At 43.1% G+C, this 21,605-nt stretch carries 14 protein-coding genes and 1 tRNA gene; 2 read left to right on the forward strand and 13 right to left on the reverse strand.

Annotated elements, in window-relative coordinates; all coding sequences use genetic code 11:
* From PHAL_RS23350 to PHAL_RS0121795, 13 genes are all read right to left on the reverse strand, one after another.
* On the reverse strand, positions 1 to 329 hold a 329-nt coding region (locus tag PHAL_RS23350; RefSeq protein WP_016710512.1), incomplete at its 3' end, for a GTP-binding protein.
* A 64-nt stretch (positions 330 to 393) separates the two neighbouring features.
* Positions 394 to 2,508 carry an elongation factor G gene (fusA, locus tag PHAL_RS0121735; protein WP_016710545.1) on the reverse strand — a complete coding sequence of 705 codons (2,115 nt, stop codon included), beginning with the start codon at positions 2,506 to 2,508 and terminating at the stop codon, positions 394 to 396.
* Between the two features lie 27 nt (positions 2,509 to 2,535).
* The gene (gene rpsG, locus PHAL_RS0121740) at positions 2,536 to 3,006 is read right to left on the reverse strand and encodes a 30S ribosomal protein S7 (protein WP_016710546.1); all 471 of its coding nucleotides are present in this window, start codon (positions 3,004 to 3,006) and stop codon (positions 2,536 to 2,538) included.
* A 97-nt stretch (positions 3,007 to 3,103) separates the two neighbouring features.
* Entirely contained in the window at positions 3,104 to 3,478 is a 375-nt protein-coding gene (rpsL, locus tag PHAL_RS0121745) for a 30S ribosomal protein S12 (RefSeq protein ID WP_002958885.1), read from the reverse strand.
* A gap of 194 nt (positions 3,479 to 3,672) precedes the next feature.
* A complete protein-coding gene (gene rpoC, locus PHAL_RS0121750; RefSeq protein WP_016710547.1) occupies positions 3,673 to 7,848 on the reverse strand; it encodes a DNA-directed RNA polymerase subunit beta' in 4,176 nt (1,391 codons plus the stop codon).
* Positions 7,849 to 7,951: 103 nt separating this feature from the next.
* Complete coding sequence (rpoB, locus tag PHAL_RS0121755) at positions 7,952 to 11,977, reverse strand: DNA-directed RNA polymerase subunit beta (protein WP_016710548.1); 4,026 nt, start codon at positions 11,975 to 11,977, stop codon at positions 7,952 to 7,954.
* A 271-nt stretch (positions 11,978 to 12,248) separates the two neighbouring features.
* Positions 12,249 to 12,611: a 50S ribosomal protein L7/L12 gene (rplL, locus tag PHAL_RS0121760; protein WP_016710549.1), complete on the reverse strand. Its 363-nt coding sequence runs from the start codon at positions 12,609 to 12,611 to the stop codon at positions 12,249 to 12,251.
* A 76-nt stretch (positions 12,612 to 12,687) separates the two neighbouring features.
* Positions 12,688 to 13,182, reverse strand: a complete 495-nt coding sequence (gene rplJ, locus PHAL_RS0121765) for a 50S ribosomal protein L10 (protein ID WP_016710550.1) — start codon at positions 13,180 to 13,182, stop codon at positions 12,688 to 12,690.
* 323 nt (positions 13,183 to 13,505) lie between these two features.
* Entirely contained in the window at positions 13,506 to 14,210 is a 705-nt protein-coding gene (rplA, locus tag PHAL_RS0121775; protein ID WP_016710552.1) for a 50S ribosomal protein L1, read from the reverse strand.
* A gap of 4 nt (positions 14,211 to 14,214) precedes the next feature.
* Positions 14,215 to 14,643 carry a 50S ribosomal protein L11 gene (gene rplK, locus PHAL_RS0121780; protein ID WP_008108462.1) on the reverse strand — a complete coding sequence of 143 codons (429 nt, stop codon included), beginning with the start codon at positions 14,641 to 14,643 and terminating at the stop codon, positions 14,215 to 14,217.
* Positions 14,644 to 14,859: 216 nt separating this feature from the next.
* A complete protein-coding gene (gene nusG / locus PHAL_RS0121785) occupies positions 14,860 to 15,417 on the reverse strand; it encodes a transcription termination/antitermination protein NusG (RefSeq protein WP_016710554.1) in 558 nt (185 codons plus the stop codon).
* Between the two features lie 4 nt (positions 15,418 to 15,421).
* The gene (gene secE / locus PHAL_RS0121790) at positions 15,422 to 15,799 is read right to left on the reverse strand and encodes a preprotein translocase subunit SecE (protein ID WP_016710555.1); all 378 of its coding nucleotides are present in this window, start codon (positions 15,797 to 15,799) and stop codon (positions 15,422 to 15,424) included.
* A gap of 131 nt (positions 15,800 to 15,930) precedes the next feature.
* Positions 15,931 to 16,007 (reverse strand) — tRNA-Trp (locus tag PHAL_RS0121795).
* Between the two features lie 165 nt (positions 16,008 to 16,172).
* On the opposite strand from PHAL_RS0121795, the gene PHAL_RS0121800 reads away from it, so the two are divergent.
* Positions 16,173 to 20,156 carry a hybrid sensor histidine kinase/response regulator transcription factor gene (locus tag PHAL_RS0121800; RefSeq protein ID WP_029216293.1) on the forward strand — a complete coding sequence of 1,328 codons (3,984 nt, stop codon included), beginning with the start codon at positions 16,173 to 16,175 and terminating at the stop codon, positions 20,154 to 20,156.
* 120 nt (positions 20,157 to 20,276) lie between these two features.
* Positions 20,277 to 21,413: a CsgG/HfaB family protein gene (locus tag PHAL_RS0121805; RefSeq protein WP_016710557.1), complete on the forward strand. Its 1,137-nt coding sequence runs from the start codon at positions 20,277 to 20,279 to the stop codon at positions 21,411 to 21,413.
* Positions 21,414 to 21,605: the final 192 nt, after the last annotated feature.

Here is a 21,605-nt window from a genome sequence, read left to right on the forward strand (position 1 = left end):
TCAGTCGCAGCAACAACTAGGATAGCGCCGTCCATTTGAGCAGCACCAGTGATCATGTTTTTAACATAATCCGCGTGTCCAGGACAGTCTACGTGTGCGTAGTGACGAGTAGGTGTATCGTACTCAACGTGTGAAGTTGAGATTGTGATACCACGCTCGCGCTCTTCTGGAGCGTTATCGATTGATGCGAAATCTTTAGCAACACCGCCGTATACTTTTGCAAGTACGTTAGTGATTGCTGCAGTTAGGGTTGTTTTACCATGGTCAACGTGGCCGATTGTACCTACGTTTACGTGCGGTTTTACGCGTTCAAACTTTGCTTTTGCCATCTTAAAAAATTCCTATAAAGAAATTAAAGGTTCAGTCCACTGTGGACCAAACCGAGCTAAAAAATTACTTAACAGCGCGAGCTGTAATTATTGTATCTGCAACATGCTTCGAGGCTTCAGCGTACTTCAAAAACTCCATAGAGTATGAGGCACGACCTTGTGTCGCAGATCGTAGATCAGTAGCATAACCAAACATTTCAGAAAGCGGAACCTGAGCGTTAACTAATTTAAGCCCGCCTAGCGCTTCTTCCATGCCTTCGATCATACCGCGGCGACGATTTAAGTCACCAACTACATCACCCATGTTTGCTTCAGGAGTGAGTACTTCAACCTTCATCATTGGCTCTAAAAGTACAGGGTCTGCTTGTAGCGCCCCCTGCTTCATCGCCATTGAACCTGCTATTTTAAATGCCATTTCATTCGAGTCTACATCATGGAATGAACCATCATATAAAGTCGCTTTCACGCCAAGTAATGGGTAGCCTGCCAACACACCTTGAGCCATTTGCTCTTGGATGCCTTTGTCTACCGCAGGGATGTATTCTTTCGGTACTGAGCCACCTACGGTTTCGTTAACGAATTCGTAAATTGGTGCTTCATCATCCGAAATATCCATCGGTTCAAGTTTAAGCCAGACATGACCATATTGACCACGTCCACCTGATTGACGTATGAATTTACCTTCAACTTTAACAGTTGAACGAATAGCTTCACGATATGATACCTGCGGCTTACCAACGTTACATTCAACACTGAATTCACGTTTCATACGATCGACAATGATATCAAGGTGAAGTTCACCCATGCCAGAAATAATAGTCTGGCCTGACTCATCATCAGTTTGTACTCGAAAAGACGGATCTTCAGCCGCTAGTTTACCTAGCGCGATAGCCATCTTATCTTGGTCAGCGATTGTGCGAGGCTCAACCGCAACAGAGATTACTGGTTCAGGGAACTCCATACGCTCAAGCGTAATAATTGAGTTCGGATCACACAGTGTTTCACCTGTTGTTACGTCTTTAAGACCAATAGCCGCCGCGATGTCGCCTGCGTGGACTTCTTTGATCTCTTCACGTGAGTTTGAATGCATCTGAACGATACGGCCAAGACGCTCACGCTTACTTTTTACTGAGTTGTAAACCGCATCACCCTGTTTAACAGTACCAGAGTAAACACGGAAGAAAGTTAAAGTACCAACGAACGGATCTGTTGCAATCTTAAAAGCAAGTGCAGCAAACGGTGCGTTGTCATCAGCAGGACGTTCTTCCTCAGTGCCATTTTCAAGGATACCTTGAATTTGTTTCACTTGTGTTGGTGCAGGCATATATTCAACAACGCCATCAAGCACAGCTTGAACACCTTTGTTTTTAAATGCACTACCACAAGTTACAGGGACGATTTCGTTCGCTAATGTACGCTGACGTAAAGCAGCCTTAATCTCTGCTTCACTCAGGTCTTCACCTTCCAAATACTTATCCATTAGTTCTTCAGATGCTTCAGCAGCGCTTTCAACTAAGTTTGAGCGCCATTCTTCAGCTAAATCTTGAAGTTCTGCCGGTATTGCCTCATAAGTGAAAGTCATTCCCTGGTCTTCATCATTCCAGTTAATCATTTTCATTTTTATAAGGTCAATAACACCTTTAAAGTCGTCTTCAGCGCCGACCGGCAACTGAATTGGAACAGGCGTTGCTCCAAGACGAGATTTCACTTGGCTAACAACCGTTAAGAAGTCAGCGCCCGTGCGATCCATTTTATTTACGAAGATCATTCTCGGAACTTCGTATTTGTTCGCTTGACGCCAAACTGTCTCTGTTTGCGGCTGTACACCTGATGAAGCACAAAGCACAACTACCGCACCATCAAGTACGCGTAAAGAACGCTCTACTTCGATAGTGAAATCTACGTGTCCTGGTGTATCAATAATATTGATACGATGGTCGTCAAATTGCGCGTCCATCCCTTTCCAGAAACACGTTGTTGCAGCAGAAGTGATTGTGATACCACGCTCTTGTTCCTGCTCCATCCAATCCATAGTTGCGGCGCCATCATGTACCTCACCGATCTTATGAGAAAGACCCGTGTAGAACAAAATACGTTCTGTTGTAGTGGTTTTGCCTGCATCTACGTGAGCAACAATACCTATATTACGGTAGCGCTCAAGTGGAGTTGTACGTGCCATAAAATCCTCTTAAAGGTTAAGGACAGATTACCAACGGTAATGAGCGAATGCTTTATTCGCTTCAGCCATACGGTGAACGTCTTCACGTTTCTTAACCGCAGTGCCTTTGTTATCAGCAGCGTCAACAAGTTCTTGAGCTAAACGTAAGCCCATAGATTTCTCGCCACGCTTACGTGCAGCGTCTACTAACCAACGCATACCTAATGCGTTGCGACGTACTGGACGTACTTCAACTGGTACTTGATACGTTGAACCACCAACACGGCGAGATTTAACCTCTACCTGTGGGCGGATGTTTTCAAGTGCAGTTTCAAAGATTTCAAGGTGCGATTTGCCTGATTTCTCAGCAGCCACATCTAGCGCACCGTAAACGATTTTTTCAGCAGTAGATTTCTTGCCGTCTAACATTACGATGTTAACGAATTTTGCAAGAAGTTCCGATCCGAACTTAGGATCTGGAAGAATTTTACGTTGACCTATTACGCGTCTTCTAGGCATTTTGTATCTCCGGTTTATTCAGGTTTGCTCTTTCGAGTCAATCACCCAAAACAATAATTAATAATATTTAGTGCTTGGCCTTACTAACGGATAACAATTAGCCTTTAGGGCGTTTTGCACCGTATTTAGAACGAGCTTGACGACGGTCGCTAACGCCTGCACAGTCAAGTGCACCACGAACAGTGTGAAAACGCACACCTGGTAAATCTTTAACACGACCACCACGGATTAGGATTACACTGTGCTCTTGAAGGTTATGACCTTCACCACCGATGTATGATGTTACTTCGAAACCGTTAGTTAAACGAACACGAGCTACTTTACGTAACGCCGAGTTTGGTTTCTTAGGGGTAGTTGTATATACGCGAGTACATACACCACGCTTTTGCGGACACGCTTTAAGCGCAGCTGAGTTACTTTTAGTAACCTTGCTACGACGTGGCTTACGCACTAGCTGGTTAATAGTTGCCATTTAAATAGCTCCTGAAATTAAAATTACTACTGAAAAAATAAAAAAATCCGCCCTTTATTTACAAGCCCGTATTATACGTACAAGTAAATGGGTGGCGGAATTTTAATGAGCAAAGATTGAGCTGTCAACCTAAACCGTCAGCAAGGCAGTATATAACTGCCTTGCAAAAACATAATCTATTGATTAAGTTAAGTTTATTGATTTCCAGATAAATCCGCGTTTAAAGCGTCTGTTAGTGCTTGAGTTGCCTCTTCTGCACTTACTGTTTGCTCTTCAACAACTACTTTGCTCTGCTTACGACGCGCCATACGATCTTGATGATACGCAAAACCGGTACCGGCTGGGATCAAGCGACCCACAATTACGTTTTCTTTCAGACCGCGAAGTTCATCGCTCTTACCATTTACAGCGGCTTCAGTTAGGACACGAGTTGTCTCCTGGAACGAGGCTGCCGAGATGAAAGATTCTGTGGCTAGTGATGCTTTAGTGATACCCATTAACTGGATCTCAAATTTAGCTGGTAACTTGCCTTGAGCTTCTAATTCACGGTTTGCGATATTAACGCGTGCCACTTCAATTTGCTCACCAACTAAGAACTCACTATGACCACCATCAGTGATCGTACACTTACGGATCATCTGACGGATAATTGTTTCAATGTGCTTGTCATTGATCTTAACGCCTTGCAAACGGTAAACCTCTTGCACTTCGTTAACGATGTAGTTAGCAACATGAGTCACACCACGTAGGCGTAAGATGTCATGCGGTGATTCAGGACCATCGGCGATAACCTCACCTTTAGACACTTGCTCACCCTCAAACACGTTAAGTTGACGCCACTTAGGAATCATTTCTTCGTAATGATCGCCTTCAGCTGGTGTAATAACTAAACGCTTCTTACCTTTAGTCTCTTTACCGAAGCTAATCGTACCGGTGATTTCAGCTAAGATAGCTGGCTCTTTCGGTTTACGCGCTTCAAATAAGTCGGCTACGCGTGGTAGACCACCCGTGATATCACGAGTTTTCGAACCTTCTTGCGGAATACGTGCTAGCACGTCACCTGGGTTTGCTGTAACGCCGTCAGTTACTTCAATCGTAGTGAATGAAGGAAGACGAGTTTCTTGCAGACCGCGCTCTTCACTTTCGATGATAAGCTTCGGCTCTTTCGCATTGATCTTAGCAAGATCTTTAACAACTACACGGGTTAAACCGGTTAGTTCATCAGTCTGTGCTTCAGTATTTGAGTCATCGATATCGCTGAACGATACTTTTGACTTATGCTCAAGAACGATTGGGTGACTATGCGGGTCCCAAGTAGCAACAATGTCGTTACCTTGAACTTCAGCATTATCTTGAACTGTTAATACCGCACCGTAAGGTACTTTATAACGCTCTTTCTCACGGCCATAACTATCGATAATAGTGATTTCCGTAGAACGTGAAGTAATAACAATCTTACCGTCTGTGTTTAATACATATTTTGCGTTATGAAGCTTCAATGTACCGTTAGTTTTAACTTGTACATTGTTCTCAGCAGAGGCTCTTGATGCCGCACCACCGATGTGGAATGTACGCATCGTAAGCTGTGTACCCGGCTCACCGATTGATTGTGCCGCGATAACACCCACTGATTCACCCGCGTTGATGATATGACCACGTGCAAGGTCACGACCATAACACTTAGCACATACACCAAAGTCGTTATCACACGTGATAACTGAGCGTACACGAACTTCATCAACTGAATGCTCTTCTAAAAGGTCACACAGTTTTTCGTCAAGCATCACGTTACGCTCTACTAGCACTTCATTAGTGCCAGGGATCACAACATCTTCTGCAACAACACGACCTAGAACACGTTCACGAAGTGCTTCTACAACGTCACCACCTTCGATAAGCGGTTTCATTGTTAAGCCATCTTCTGTGCCACAGTCGTCTTCATTGATTACCAAATCTTGTGCAACGTCTACTAGACGACGCGTTAGATAACCCGAGTTCGCTGTTTTCAGTGCTGTATCGGCAAGACCTTTACGCGCACCGTGCGTTGAGATGAAGTACTGTAGTACGTTTAGACCTTCACGGAAGTTAGCCGTGATTGGTGTTTCGATGATTGAACCATCTGGACGTGCCATTAGACCACGCATACCAGCTAGCTGACGGATCTGAGCGGCACTACCACGAGCACCTGAGTCGGCCATCATAAACACTGAGTTAAATGAAGCTTGCTCTTCTTCTTCGCCTTTGGCGTTAATAACCGTGTCTTTTGACAAGTTCGCCATCATCTCACGTGATAAGTTTTCATTTACACGTGACCAGATATCGATAACTTTATTGTACTTTTCACCAGCCGTTACAAGACCTGATTGGAATTGTTGGTTGATTTCAGTTACTTCAGCTTCTGCTGCTTCAATGATTGATGCTTTAACCGGTGGGATAACTAAGTCATCAATACCGATAGAAACACCTGACTTCATTGCGTAATGGAAACCGGTGTACATTACTTGGTCAGCAAAGATAACCGTATCTTTAAGACCTAAACGACGGTAACACTCGTTTAATAAGCTAGAAATCTGCTTTTTACCTAACGCTTGGTTAATTGAAGCGTACGGCATACCTTTTGGTAAAATAAGCGATAAAATTGCACGACCTACAGTAGTGTCGATAATTGTTGTAGTATCAACAACTTCACCGTCTTCGTTTTTAACAGCTTCTTTAATACGTACTTTTACACGCGCATGCAGTTCGGCATTACCACTACGGTAAGCTTTTTCTGCTTCTTTAGGATCTTTAAATACAATACCTTCGCCTTTCGCATTAATGCGATCGCGCGTCATGTAATAAAGACCTAATACAACGTCCTGTGATGGAACAATGATTGGTTCACCATTCGCAGGAGATAAGATGTTGTTTGTTGACATCATCAATGCACGGGCTTCAAGCTGTGCTTCAATCGTTAGCGGTACGTGTACCGCCATTTGGTCACCATCGAAGTCAGCGTTGTACGCCGCACAAACTAATGGGTGCAAATGGATTGCTTTACCTTCGATAAGCACAGGCTCAAACGCTTGGATACCCAAACGGTGAAGTGTTGGTGCACGGTTAAGTAATACTGGATGTTCACGAATTACTTCGTCTAATACATCCCATACTTCCGGAACTTCACGTTCTACCATTTTCTTCGCAGCTTTGATTGTCGTAGCCATGCCGCGACGCTCTAATTTGCCATAGATAAATGGTTTGAATAGCTCAAGTGCCATCTTCTTAGGAAGACCACATTGGTGAAGCTTAAGTGTAGGACCAACCGTGATTACAGAACGGCCAGAGTAATCTACACGCTTACCAAGTAAGTTCTGACGGAAACGACCTTGCTTACCCTTGATCATATCAGCAAGCGATTTAAGTGGACGTTTGTTAGAACCTGTAATTGCACGACCACGACGACCGTTATCAAGTAGCGCATCTACCGCTTCTTGTAACATACGTTTTTCGTTGCGTACGATAATATCTGGTGCTGCTAAGTCTAATAGACGCTTAAGACGGTTATTACGGTTAATAACACGACGATAAAGGTCATTTAGATCAGAAGTCGCAAAACGGCCACCGTCAAGTGGTACTAATGGACGTAGATCAGGTGGCAATACTGGTAGTACTGTCATGATCATCCACTCAGGGTTATTACCTGATTGGTGGAACGATTCCATTAATTTAAGACGTTTAGTGATCTTCTTGCGCTTAGTTTCAGAGTTAATTGTTGGTAACTCTTCACGCATTTCAGCAATTAATTGTGCAAGATCGAGTTCACGCAGTAAGTCTAATACTGCTTCAGCACCCATCTTCGCTTCAAACTCATCACCGTGCTCTTCAAGTGCATCTAGGTATTCTTCTTCACCTAATAGCTGACTACGCTCAAGCGTTGTCATACCAGGCTCAGTTACGACGAATGATTCGAAGTAAAGAACACGTTCAATATCACGAAGCGTCATATCAAGCATTAAGCCGATACGTGACGGTAATGATTTTAAAAACCATATATGTGCAACTGGGCTCGCAAGGTCGATGTGACCCATACGATCACGACGCACTTTAGTGAGTGTTACTTCAACGCCACACTTTTCACAGATCACACCACGGTGTTTAAGACGCTTATATTTACCACATAAGCATTCATAATCTTTCACTGGTCCGAAAATACGGGCACAGAATAAGCCATCGCGCTCAGGCTTGAAAGTACGGTAGTTAATAGTCTCAGGTTTCTTTACTTCACCGTATGACCATGAACGAACCATGTCTGGTGAAGCAAGACCAATGCGAATTGCATCGAATTCTTCGGTCTTATTTTGTTGCTTCAGAAACTTAAGTAAGTCTTTCACCTTAGCTCTCCTGTCGGAGTTAATCTTGAGGACGGATAATTTCGTCCCTACATTCTATTCGGCCGTAACAGGTGCTACAGGCTAGCTGTAGCACCTAATTGGCTTAATTTTCTTCCAACTCGATGTTGATACCCAATGAGCGGATTTCTTTCAACAATACATTGAACGATTCTGGCATACCTGGTTCCATTTTATGGTTACCATCAACGATGTTTTTATACATCTTAGTACGACCGTTCACGTCATCCGACTTCACTGTTAGCATTTCTTGTAGTGTGTAAGCAGCACCGTAAGCTTCAAGTGCCCATACTTCCATCTCACCGAAACGCTGGCCACCGAACTGTGCTTTACCACCCAGCGGCTGCTGAGTAACAAGGCTGTAAGAACCAGTTGAACGCGCATGCATCTTGTCATCAACTAAGTGATTTAGTTTCAGCATGTACATGTAACCTACAGTTACTTGACGTTCGAACTGATCGCCAGTACGGCCATCATAAAGTGTAACCTGACCACTACGTGGGTAGCCACCTAGCTCAAGCATGTCTTTGATTTCGCTTTCTTTCGCGCCATCAAATGCAGGAGTAGCAATTGGTAAACCACCTTTTAAGTTTTCAGCTAAACGACGGATTTCGTCATCAGAGAAGCTAGCAATATCGACAACCTGACGAGATTCACCGATCTCATAAGCTTGCTTGATGAATTCACGCAGCTCATGTAGCTCACGTTGTTCTTTCATCATTTCTTCAATACGCTCACCAATACCACGTGCAGCTAGACCCATATGTGTTTCTAGGATCTGACCGATGTTCATACGTGATGGTACACCCAGTGGGTTAAGTACGATATCAACAGTACGACCTTTGTCATCGTATGGCATATCTTCTACTGGTACGATAGTCGAGATAACACCTTTGTTACCGTGACGACCCGCCATTTTATCACCTGGTTGAATACGACGTTTAACAGCTAGGTATACTTTAACAATCTTAAGTACGCCTGGTGCTAAGTCATCACCTTGGGTAATTTTACGACGTTTGTTTTCAAACTTCTTATCGTATTCAGCTTTAAGCTCATCATACTGGGCTGCTAGTTGCTCAAGTTCAGCTTGCTTGTCTTCTTCAGCAAGGCTTTGAGTAAGTAGTTTCTCAGCATTTAGTGATGCTAATCTTTCTTCGTCTTGACCGGCTGCAATAAGTAACTTACGAGCACGATCTAACACGCCTGCTTCAAGAATACGGAATTCTTCATTAAAGTCTTTTTTCGCATCACGAAGTTGCATTTCTTCAACTTCTAGCGCGCGCTTGTCTTTTTCAACACCGTCACGGGTGAAAACTTGCACGTCAATTACAGTACCAGTTACAGAGTTTGGTACACGTAATGAGCTGTCTTTAACGTCAGACGCTTTCTCACCGAAGATCGCACGTAGTAGCTTCTCTTCAGGAGTTAATTGCGTTTCGCCTTTCGGAGTCACTTTACCTACTAGAATATCGCCGCCTTTAACTTCAGCACCGATATAAACAACGCCTGATTCATCAAGCTTGCCTAGTGCAGATTCACCCACATTCGGGATATCTGCTGTGATTTCTTCTGGACCTAACTTAGTATCACGGGCAACACACTGTAGTTCTTGAATGTGGATAGTCGTTAGACGATCTTCTTCAACTACGCGCTCTGATAGTAGGATTGAATCCTCGAAGTTATAACCGTTCCATGGCATGAATGCCACGCGCAGGTTTTGACCAAGGGCTAAGTCACCTAAGTCAGTCGAAGGACCATCTGCTAACACGTCACCACGAGTAACCGGTTCGCCAACCATACAAGTTGGTTTTTGGTTAATACATGTATTTTGGTTAGAACGTGTGTATTTGGTTAAGTTGTAGATGTCGATGCCCGCTTCACCAGGGATGCGTTCTTCTTCATGTACATTAACAACGATGCGACTTGCGTCAGCATACATTACTTCACCACCACGTTTTGCAACAATCGTTACACCAGAATCTTTCGCTAGTGTTAACTCAATACCTGTACCTACTAACGGTTTGTCCGCTTTCAATGTTGGTACTGCTTGACGTTGCATGTTTGAACCCATCAATGCACGGTTAGCATCATCGTGTTCTAGGAACGGGATAAGTGCTGCCGCTACAGAGATCACCTGTTGTGGTGATACATCCATATATTGCTGGTCCATGCGACCCATAAAGGTTGATTCACCTTTGTGACGACATGGAATTAATTCATCTACAAACTCATTGTTTTCAGTTAAGTTTGAGTTCGCCTGTGCGATAACAAACTGACCTTCTTCAATGGCTGATAAGTAATCAACTTCATCAGTTACAACACCATCTACCACTTTGCGGTAAGGTGTTTCTAAGAAACCGTAGTCATTTGTACGTGCGTACGTAGACAATGAGTTAATTAGACCGATGTTTGGACCCTCAGGCGTCTCGATTGGACATACGCGACCATAGTGAGTTACGTGAACGTCACGTACTTCGAAGCCAGCGCGCTCACGAGTAAGACCACCCGGCCCTAATGCAGAAATACGACGCTTATGCGTTACTTCTGATAGCGGGTTATTTTGGTCCATAAACTGTGATAACTGAGATGAGCCAAAGAACTCTTTAACCGCTGCCGAAATAGGCTTAGCGTTAATAAGATCTTGTGGCATGATCGCATCTAGGTCACCTAAGCTTAAACGCTCACGTACAGCACGTTCAACACGTACTAGACCTACACGGAACTGATTCTCAGCCATTTCGCCAACACTACGGATACGACGGTTACCTAAGTGATCGATATCATCAACTTCACCTTGACCGTTACGAATAGCAATAAGTACTTTCATAACAGACACGATGTCGTCTTTGCTTAATGTGCCTGGGCCTGTGTCAGTGTCATAACCAACACGGCTATTGAACTTCATACGACCTACAGTAGATAAGTCATAACGTTCTTCAGAAAAGAACAAGTTCTCAAATAAGGCTTCAGCCGCGTCTTTCGTCGGTGGCTCGCCTGGGCGCATCATGCGATAAATTTCTACTAGTGCTTCTAAGCGGTTAGTGCTTGAATCGATACGTAAGGTATCTGAAATGTATGCACCACTGTCCACTTCATTGATATATAACGTATCAATTTTAGTGTGACCTGCTTTAACCAATTCAGCCATTAACTCTAGAGTTAATTCATCATTTGCGTTAGCGATGATCTCACCCGTTGACTCATCAACGTAGTTTTTCGCAACAACGCGACCAATGATGTACTCATGTGGTACTTCTAAATTGTTGATGCCTTTTTTCTCAATGCTCTTGATATGGCGCGCAGTTACACGACGGCCTTTTTCAACTAGCACTTCACCGTCTTCACCTTTAATATCAAAGGCAGCGGTTTCACCACGTAAACGTGAAGGCACAAGTTCCATAAGAACTTTACCGTCAGTTACTTCAAACGCAGTGGTTTCGAAGAAGATGTCTAAGATCTCTTCTGTCGTGTACTCAAGTGCACGCAGCATGATTGACGCCGGTAATTTACGACGGCGATCGATACGTACATACAAGTTATCTTTTGCATCAAACTCAAAATCTAACCATGAACCACGGTATGGGATAACACGTGCATTATAAAGCACTTTACCTGATGAGTGAGTTTTACCGCGGTCGTTATCAAAGAATACACCAGGGCTACGGTGTAGCTGAGAAACGATAACACGCTCTGTACCATTGATTACAAAAGTACCGGTATCGGTCATGAGCGGAATTTCGCCCATGTAAACTTCTTGCTCTTTAATGTCTTTAACTGTGCCTGGAGCTTCTTTGTCCATCACTACAAGGCGCAATTTTACGCGAAGTGGAGCAGAATAAGTCACACCGCGAATTTGACATTCTTTTACATCGAAAACTGGCTCACCAATACGATAACTTACGTATTGAAGCTCAGAATTTCCCGAGTAGCTTTTGATTGGAAACACAGAACGGAAGGCAGCTTCCAAACCATGATCGCCATCAGCGTCCGGCACTAAGAATTTTTTAAACGATTCTAACTGCGTTGACAGTAAGAAAGGTATATCCAAAACTTGTGGACGTTTACCAAAATCCTTACGGATACGTTTCTTTTCAGAATAAGAGTAAGCCATGGGGTTCCTCAGCTTGCTGATCTTTGACCCGACCTGTTCTTGTAAGAACAGACTTAACTGGCATCTAAGCCAAGATTGTACAACATTTAATTGTTGTTCCGATAAACTCTCACTTTAACACTAGCAAACTATAAAGCGTTGAAAGTAAAGAGAAAACCAGATTTTATTTGCGCGATAGGAATACATCGCTCTATAGCGCAAAAAGGCCGGTGATTATATAATCACCAGCCCTTGCCTGATTGCTCAGGCAGCGAACCTAGCGTGAGCTAGATTACTTAACCTCAACTTCAGCACCAGCTTCAGTAAGTTCTTTTGCAAGTGCTTCAGCTTCTTCTTTAGATACACCTTCTTTAACAGGTGTAGGAGCAGCTTCAACAAGCGCTTTCGCTTCTTTAAGGCCTAGGCCAGTTGCGCCACGTACAGCTTTGATTGCCGCAACCTTGTTAGCGCCAGCGCCAGTAAGGATTACGTCAAATTCAGTTTTCTCTTCAGCAGCTTCAGCAGCAGGACCTGCTACCATAGCAGCTGCAGCAGTTACGCCGAATTTTTCTTCCATTGCTTCAACAAGAGCAACAACGTCCATTACTGACATTTCAGCAATTGCGTCAAGGATTTGGTCTTTAGTTACAGACATTACAAATTTCCTAATAATTAACGGACTCTAGGTCCAAAAAAATTTTACACCGAAAGGTTGATTAAACAGCTTAAAATTAAGCAGCTTGCTCAGCTTTCTGTACACGTACTGCTTCAATTGTTTTACACAATTTGCCAGCAGACGCTTCTTTCATAGCGCTCATTAAGCGTGCAACAGCTTCGTCGTATGTAGGTAGAGTTGCAAGCATAGCTGCATCTACTACATTGCCTTCAAAAGCGGCCGTTTTAAGCTCAAATTTCTCGTTCTTTTTTGCAAAAGCAGAAAAGATACGCGCAGCAGCACCTGGGTGCTCTGATGAGAAAGCGATTAAGCTTGGACCAACAAATGAATCAGAAAGGCACTCAAACTGTGTTCCTTCAAGAGCACGTTTTGCTAGAGTGTTACGGACAACTTTCATCCAAACACCATTTGCACGAGCTTCTTTACGAAGGGCAGTGATTGCGCCAACTGTTACACCACGAGAATCTGCAACAACTGCAGATAGAGCACCATTGGCTGCTTCGTTGACTTCAGCAACAATTGCTTTTTTGCCTTGAAGATTTAAAGCCATGGGTGTTACTCCTGGTTTAATGGGGTTACCGACATTCGGTTTCCCTGTTCTACTCTTCCCTATCAAACAAGATAGAGATGCTTTTTACGGCGAGAGCCAGAAGGATTAGGAAAAATCTATCTGGGGATTCACACCGTCTACGTAGGTTAATATTAAGGCCGAAGCCACCTACGGTCTTGGACGGAAGCCCAATTTATCGCTTTACCCGAAGGCGCACCGAAATTATGGACTTCAACCCGAATTCTTTACTTGTCGAAAAATTAAATTTTTCAACAAAATGGCGCAAGATTATAGTACAAATTTCACGCCATGTAAACACTCAATTAAACAACAGCAGTGCTTAAAGTGCTTTGGTCAACAGATACACCTGCGCCCATTGTTGTAGAGATGGTTACTTTCTTCACGTAAACACCTTTTGCTTGTGAAGGTTTAGCCTTCTTAAGCGCAACAATAAGAGCTTCAAGGTTTTGTTGAAGTTGCTCAGCTGTGAAATCAACCTTACCAATAGTAGTATGGATGATACCATTTTTGTCATTGCGGTAACGCACTTGACCAGCTTTTGCATTTTTAACTGCTTCTGCAACGTTAGGTGTTACAGTACCAGTTTTAGGGTTTGGCATTAGACCACGTGGACCTAAGATTTGACCTAGTTGACCAACAACACGCATAGCGTCTGGTGATGCAACAACAACGTCAAAGTTCATCTCGCCTTTTTTAACTAATTCAGCAAGATCTTCCATACCTACTAATTCAGCACCGGCTTCTTTCGCAGCTTCTGCGTTAGCGCCTTGTGTGAATACTGCAACGCGAACGTCACGACCAGTACCGTTTGGTAGTACAGTTGCACCACGAACGTTTTGGTCAGATTTACGAGCATCAATACCAAGGTTAACAGCAACGTCAACACTTTCTACGAATTTAGCTGTCGCTAACTCTTTTAAAAGAGCAACTGCTTCGTTGATTTCGTAATCTTTAGTCGTTTCCACTTTTTCGCGGATAGTACGCATACGTTTAGTTAATTTAGCCATTATCTTAGTCCTCTACGTTCAAGCCCATCGCACGCGCAGAACCTGCGATAGTGCGAACCGCAGCTTCTAAATCAGAAGCTGTAAGGTCAGGTTTTTTAGTCTCAACGATCTCTTCAAGTTGAGCACGTGTTACTGTGCCTACTTTTTCAGTGTTAGGACGGCCTGAACCAGATTTGATACCTGCAGCTTTCTTAAGTAAGTAAGCAGCCGGTGGCGTTTTCATGTCGAACGTAAATGAACGGTCGCCGTAAACAGAGATCACTACAGGAACTGGAGCGCCTTTTTCGATAGATTCTGTACGTGCGTTGAACGCTTTACAGAATTCCATGATGTTTACACCGTGTTGACCTAGTGCTGGACCTACTGGAGGACTAGGGTTAGCCATACCAGCAGCAACTTGTAGCTTGATTAGAGCTTCAACTTTCTTAGCCATTATAAATACCTCATTAGGTGGGTCTTAGCCTTGTGCGCGCGAGGACGCGTACTCTAACGGCTTCCCAGTTTAAAAATTGGTTTCTCACTTTCTGTAAGCAAATCAAGAAACTCTTGCTCTGAATACAAAAAGGCCGCTGATTATAAGTTAATCAGCGGCCTTTATCAAGCTTTATACCAAAACATTAAAACATTTGGTATAAACCATTTAATTTAATTAGCGATCTTGCTCAACTTGACCGAATTCAAGTTCAACTGGAGTTGAACGACCAAAAATAAGTACCGATACTTTTACGCGGCTCTTTTCATAGTCAACGGCTTCAACCACACCGCTAAAGTCAGCAAATGGGCCATCAACAACGCGTACCACTTCACCTGGCTCAAACAATGTTGCAGGTTTAGGCGCTTCAGCATTTTCTTGTAAACGGTTCAGGATACGATCTGCTTCTTTAGAGCTAATAGGTGCTGGACGATCAGACGTGCCACCAATAAAGCCCATTACACGTGCAGTGCTGTTCACTAAGTGCCAGCTTGCATCGTTCATATCCATTTGGATAAGCACATAACCTGGGAAGAACTTACGCTCAGATTTACGCTTTTGACCTGCGCGCATCTCAACCACTTCTTCAGTAGGCACTAATACTTCACCAAAACTATCTTCCAAACCTTCGATCTTGATATGCTCAAGAATAGTCTGTGCAACACGCTTCTCATAACCTGAGAAAGCCTGTACTACGTACCAACGTAGTTTCTTTTCGTTGTTCTCATCCGACATGGGATCAGATCTCCAATCCAGTTAAAAAGCCTACTGCGCGGAATAATATACCATCTAATCCCCAAAGGATAAGTGCCATAATCGCAGTTGCAACCATTACAATAAATGTCGTATGGGTAGTTTCTTGGCGCGTTGGCCACACTACTTTACGTACTTCGATGCGTGCTTCTTTTGCAAAAGCAAGAAAGGTACGCCCTTTTTCAGTTTGTGATGCAATGCCTAAACCAGCAGCCACCGCAACCACAACACCAATAGCACGGAGTAACACAGATTGATCTGCGTACATGTAGTTTCCAACTACTGCGCCTGCAAGTAGCGCAATTGCTACAAGCCACTTTACTGAATCCATCGCACTTGATGGCGTTTCTACATTCGTGCTCATAATATTATTACCTTAACTACAGACACAACAACCCTACACTATGGCAGGGTTAATCCATTAAAATCCAAACTTAAAAACAGACTTATTTAAACCGATTTTTAACCCTAGACTTTACCCACTAACAGGAAAATTGGCAGGGGCGGAGAGATTCGAACTCCCAACCGTCGGTTTTGGAGACCGCTGTTCTACCAATTGGAACTACGCCCCTGCAAAGTGGATGCCTATTATACTTACGCAATTCATTAACACAAGTGTAAAAGATACCCAGAAGTCAAAATCTCACCACTGGATTGAAAAATCCACCTTAACATTGATTAAAAAGCAGTTTATGATTGTTTCAATTAAAGGGATTTTAACATTTATCAGGAACGTAGTGCCTACAATAAAAACAAGCATCTATATCGCCCTTTTAGGGTTTATTGGGTTATTGCACAGTCAAGCTTTTGCCCTATCACTGCATTTGGATTCATTTTCTAATGAGCAAGGTTTAACGCAAAATTCGATTACTTGTAGCGTTACTGATGCACGAGGGTTTCACTGGTTTGCTACTCAAAGTGGCCTTAATCGCTTTGATGGCTATGAGTTTAAACGCTTTAAGTCACATCCTACCCAGCCAAGTATAGCTGGGAATTGGATCACAGACTGCCTTAAAACAAGCGATAACTTGCTGTGGTTTGCCACCGCCACACAGGGGCTGAACGCACTAAATACTGAAACAGGTGTATTTACCCAGTTTGATCAAAATAGTGCACTTGCAATAAAAGATAACCGCATTTGGTCAATCCTAGCAGATCAACAGAATAATATTTGGTTAGGCCATGAAGAAGGGTCTTTAACCCGTTTAAACCTGATAAACAATGAAGTTGAGTATTTTCAATACACACAGCATGGTAATCTTATTTTTCAGGATATGGTCATTGATACGCAGCAAAATTTATGGCTTGCGAGTAACCAAGGTCTCGTTAAATTTAATCCAGCAACTGGGCAGTTTAGTTACTTCCCAACAAGTAAAAAGCAACTATGGCGCCTTAAGCTAACTACACAAGGGCAATTGCTGATTGCTAGTAAAACAGGTCTGAGTATATTTGATCTCCATAAAGAGCACTTTACTGAGGTCACGCAACTGACCAATATATGGATCAGTGATATCTTAATTGATGATAATAATAATTTATGGCTAAGCAGTTATGGCCATGGTTTGTACTATAACCCTAACTATCAGACTAAACTTAACGACTTTACTCAGCTTAAGCATCAGCCACAACAACGCCATGGCCTTGTTAATGACCACCTACTCTCCTTGTATCAAGATACTCAGGGCATTATTTGGATTGGAAGTGATGGCTATGGTTTACAACGCTATGATCCTCGTCAAAATCAGTTTCATCATCAACAACATCATGACGAGCAAGCCACAACTATTAGCCACAACTTTGTGCGTGCCTTACTCAAGGATAGCCAAGGGCAATTATGGGTCGGTACTCGTAATGGCTTAAATCGACAAACCGAAGACGGTTTTGTGCGTTATCTGATCAACAACAGTAATCTCACTAATAACAATATCTTTAGTCTCCATCAAGATAACCAACAACGCATATGGATTGGCACCTACGGTGGTGGACTTCTGCGTTATAATCACGATAGCGATGACTTTACAGCATTTACGGTGCAAAGCCACCAGCTCAGCAGCGACTATATCTACGCGATCACCAGTGATCAAAGCGGTAATTTATGGCTAGGTAGTAACCAAGGATTAAGCCGGTTTAACCCCAGTAATTACGCCGTAACGCATTTTCAACATTCGGAACAATCGTTAAGCCTATCGAATAATATTGTATTTAGCCTAATTTACGACACTCAAGCCAATGCGATTTGGGCTGGTACCCGCGTGGGTTTAAACAAACTCTCGCTAGATAACTACCAATTTAGCCACTACCAAGCTGAGCCAACAAAAGCTAACAGCTTAACTCACAACATGGTCACAGCTTTGCATTTGCAAGATGAAAATACCCTATGGGTGGGAACATTCGGGGGCTTAAACAAATTCGATAAAGTCAGCGGTACAATAACTCCCATCACTGAACATAATGGCCTGCTCAATGATAATATCTTTGCTATTAAACAAGATAAGACAGGCCAGTTATGGTTGGCAAGCAATCAAGGTTTGACTCGTTATGAGCCAAACTCTAATAGTATGCAGCACTTTTTACCCCGAGATGGAGTACAACATAATTCATTTATCCTTGGAGCCGCTTTTCAGGCAGCAGATGGCGAGCTACTCTTTGGTGGGATCAACGGCTTTAATCAGTTCGATCCGCTCAAGCTGCAACTAGCCGCAAAGACTCCTGAACCAGTATTAACTGAGTTACTGATTAACAACCAAGTTATTAGCACAGCACAATATACCAAACACCAATCTCATACTGCCCCCATGATGAGCTACACTAAAACACTACGCTTTAATAAAAGTGATGGCGTAATTGGTTTTAAATTCGCAGCGCTTAATAGCCCTTCCGCACCTCAACAATATCAATATGCCTATAAACTGGCAGGCTTTGATAAACAATTTCTTTATACTGATGCCCAACAACGGCAGATAAATTATCCACAATTGCCCGCGGGAGATTATCAACTAAAGCTAAAAGTAAAAGATCAATATGGCCTGTGGAGCAAAACCAGCACGCTAGTTGCACTAACAGTGGTACCACCTTGGTGGCAAAGCCAATTTGCAATTGCTGTTTATTGTATCGTCACTGTGCTTATCATCTGGTTGATTGTCGCCTCGCTATATCGTGCTAAACTTGCTGAGCAGAGCAGCCAACAAGCCCAACAGCTAAATCGTTTAAAGAGCCAGTTCTTAGATAATATTAGCCATGAGTTAAAAACGCCATTGAGCCTAATTTTAGCCCCACTGGAAAGCCTACAACTTCAACATCAAGATCACGCAAGCTCTACACAGCTGTCGATGATCAAACGAAACAGCCTGCGTTTACTTAGCTTAATTAATCAACTACTGCAGCTAAGCCAACGTCCCAGCACTGCCATTCAGTATGTTTCCCCCTACCCACTGGCATCATTTATAGAGCAATTGGTAGCCGATTTCAGTGTCTTGTTTGAGCAAAAAGGTATTCAATTAACATTTACGGATCTCACTTCCCAAGACTGCCTAATTATCCTAGCACCAGAACATACAACTTCTATTATAAGTAATTTAATCAACAATGCCTTGAAATACACACACTCTGGTGGGCGAGTTGAGGTGAGTTTATCAGTGCAGAATACACATGCTGTGATCATGATTACTGATACAGGTATCGGCATTGAAAAGCATCAACAACACTTAATTTTTGAACGTTTTACTCGTGTTACAACCCAACAAAGCGGCAGCGGTATTGGCTTAGCTTTAGTGAAGCAGCTATTAGCGCAATATGGAGGAGAGATCTCACTAACCAGCACAATCGGTGAAGGTAGCTGCTTTAGTGTCACACTCCCTTTAGTAACCGCTGAGCATAAGAGCGTCTCACAGCCGGTAGCTTTAAGTAACAACAACGACATAAACAAAATGAAAAAGCTGTTGATTGTTGAAGATCACACTGACATGCGCGAACTATTACTTACTTTATTTGCTGAGCATTATCATTGTTTAACGGCTATTGACGGAGAGCAAGGGTTAGCCATGTGTCAAACTGAGATGCCAGACTTAGTGATCAGCGATGTCATGATGCCTTGTATGGATGGCTACCAATTACTTAATACACTACGAACCAACAATCTGACTAGCCATATACCGGTATTATTACTCTCAGCTAAAGCCGATACCCAAAGTAGACTCAAGGGCCTTGATCTACTTGCCGATGACTTTTTAAGTAAACCATTTGAGCCCCAATTACTACTTAGCCGAGTACAAGGATTACTCAATATTCGCGCTGTACTTAATCGCCATTTAGCAAAACAACTAGCAGCCCATACCCCAACTTTAGAGCTAGATCCACAGCTTACCCAAAGTAAAGATTATCTGTTTACCGAACGACTAAAAACGGTGATCCGCGGCAACTACCATAACGACACATTTACTATCGAGGAATTTGCCGCTGAGTTATACCTCAGCCCCCGAGCCTTACAGCTAAAAATGAAAGCGCTCTACAACTTAACCCCCAGTGATTACATTCGTAACACCCGCATAGAATATGCCGAGCAATTACTGACTGATAGTGAGCTGGCGATTGGTTTGGTTGCCGAGCAAGTCGGCTTTAGTTCACAAAGTTACTTTGCTCGCTGCTTTAAAACTAAGCATGGCATCTCGCCAAAGCAATTTAGAGAAAAGAGCTGTCGCAATGTCAAAGTTTCGCCTGTGTGACCAAAGTGTTCGTTTCAGTACTACTTTTAACTTTATGATTTCTTTAAATTAACTTTAAAACAATTTGTAAAATATAAAACCCTACAGTTTTAATTTGGCATAGTAATTAAGGAAAATCATATGTTCACAACAACCAAAAAAGCACTGCTTGCAACCCTTATTGCAGGGAGCCTCAGTGCTTGTCAAAGTACTTCAACACAAGTGACCTCAAACCAAGACTCGCCAAATATTAACGACGTTGCTCAGCAGCAATACAATGGCCCAAAAGCACGTATTGCAGTGGCACGCTTTACTGACAAATCAAACGACTCGCGTTGGTGGCGTAAAGAAATTGGCGATGGCATGGCTGATCAACTCACTACCGCCTTAGTGGGAACTAATCGCTTTATTGTACTGGAACGCCAAGCATTAGATGCCGTGTTATCAGAGCAAGATTTAGCCGTATCAGGGCGTGTCAGCGCAGCTTCTGGTGCCGCTTATGGTGAAATTGAAGGTGCTGAAATCGTTGTAGTTGCAGCTGTGACAGAATTTGACGATGACAGCTCAGGTGCAAGTATGGGTTCAGGTGGCTTTATTGGTGATGTGTTTAGTTCTGTATCTGCGGGCTTTTCAGGCTCACATATGGCGATTGATTTACGCCTAATAGACACTCGCACTTCACGTATTTTAGCCGCAACCAGTGTCGAGGGCGGTAGTAAAGACTTTGACTTCACCAGTGCCGCTACCAACTTTGGTGGTGCGCTTGTTGGGGGTAACTTAAGCGGCTGGTCAGATACCCCAAAAGAGAAAGCACTCAGAGAAGTGATCATCAAAGCAGTTGAGTTTTTACAAACAAAGGTACCTGACACTTACTACCGCTACAACAGTAATAACACTTTAGCCGCTGGATACACTGCGCCACCACCACTGACGATTAGCGCAGCCGCAACACCTAAAGCTGTTGCCCCCGTTGCTGCTGTTGATGTACCCACACATAGAATGCCGCATTATGAAAAAATGGATCTAGCTATGTCACGCATGAATCTAGTTTGTTTAGGGTATTTAAAAAGCCAACCGCATTACGAAGAATTTGAGACTGAAGATGTTGCCTATGACCGTCAAACCGTCATTGCTCTGCGTGAATATCAACAAGAAAAACAATTAAAAGTAACCGGCCTTGCTGATGAGGTAACAAAAAAATCCTTAGATGATAGCCAGTGCTTAGCTAAAACAAATAAATCTGGCTTAGAAAGCTTAGGCAGTATGTTTAACTTTTAGAGCACTTGCTCTGACTCCAACTTGCAGCCAGTTTTATACTGGCTGCTATTTTCAGCTTACAGTAACTGTAATATGTCACTTTGGTAAAGTCACACAGCAAGCAAATTTGCTCAGATGGATGTTCTGCAGGTATCACCATCCACTGTAGTGCATTTTCAAAATCAGCTTTGTGCCAAAAAACAATTTAGCCGC

It is taken from the genome of Pseudoalteromonas haloplanktis ATCC 14393 (assembly GCF_000238355.1).
In the GTDB taxonomy this organism is placed as follows: domain Bacteria; phylum Pseudomonadota; class Gammaproteobacteria; order Enterobacterales; family Alteromonadaceae; genus Pseudoalteromonas; species Pseudoalteromonas haloplanktis.

Coding starts and splice junctions, on each gene's coding strand:
- PHAL_RS0121805 (WP_016710557.1), top strand. CDS start 20,277: ATGTTCACAACAACCAAAAAAGCACTGCTTGCAACCCTTATTGCAGGG.
- rpsL (WP_002958885.1), bottom strand. CDS start 3,478: ATGGCAACTATTAACCAGCTAGTGCGTAAGCCACGTCGTAGCAAGGTT.
- nusG (WP_016710554.1), bottom strand. CDS start 15,417: ATGTCGGATGAGAACAACGAAAAGAAACTACGTTGGTACGTAGTACAG.
- rplK (WP_008108462.1), bottom strand. CDS start 14,643: ATGGCTAAGAAAGTTGAAGCTCTAATCAAGCTACAAGTTGCTGCTGGT.
- secE (WP_016710555.1), bottom strand. CDS start 15,799: ATGAGCACGAATGTAGAAACGCCATCAAGTGCGATGGATTCAGTAAAG.
- fusA (WP_016710545.1), bottom strand. CDS start 2,508: ATGGCACGTACAACTCCACTTGAGCGCTACCGTAATATAGGTATTGTT.
- rpsG (WP_016710546.1), bottom strand. CDS start 3,006: ATGCCTAGAAGACGCGTAATAGGTCAACGTAAAATTCTTCCAGATCCT.
- rplL (WP_016710549.1), bottom strand. CDS start 12,611: ATGTCTGTAACTAAAGACCAAATCCTTGACGCAATTGCTGAAATGTCA.
- rpoB (WP_016710548.1), bottom strand. CDS start 11,977: ATGGCTTACTCTTATTCTGAAAAGAAACGTATCCGTAAGGATTTTGGT.
- rplJ (WP_016710550.1), bottom strand. CDS start 13,182: ATGGCTTTAAATCTTCAAGGCAAAAAAGCAATTGTTGCTGAAGTCAAC.
- rplA (WP_016710552.1), bottom strand. CDS start 14,210: ATGGCTAAATTAACTAAACGTATGCGTACTATCCGCGAAAAAGTGGAA.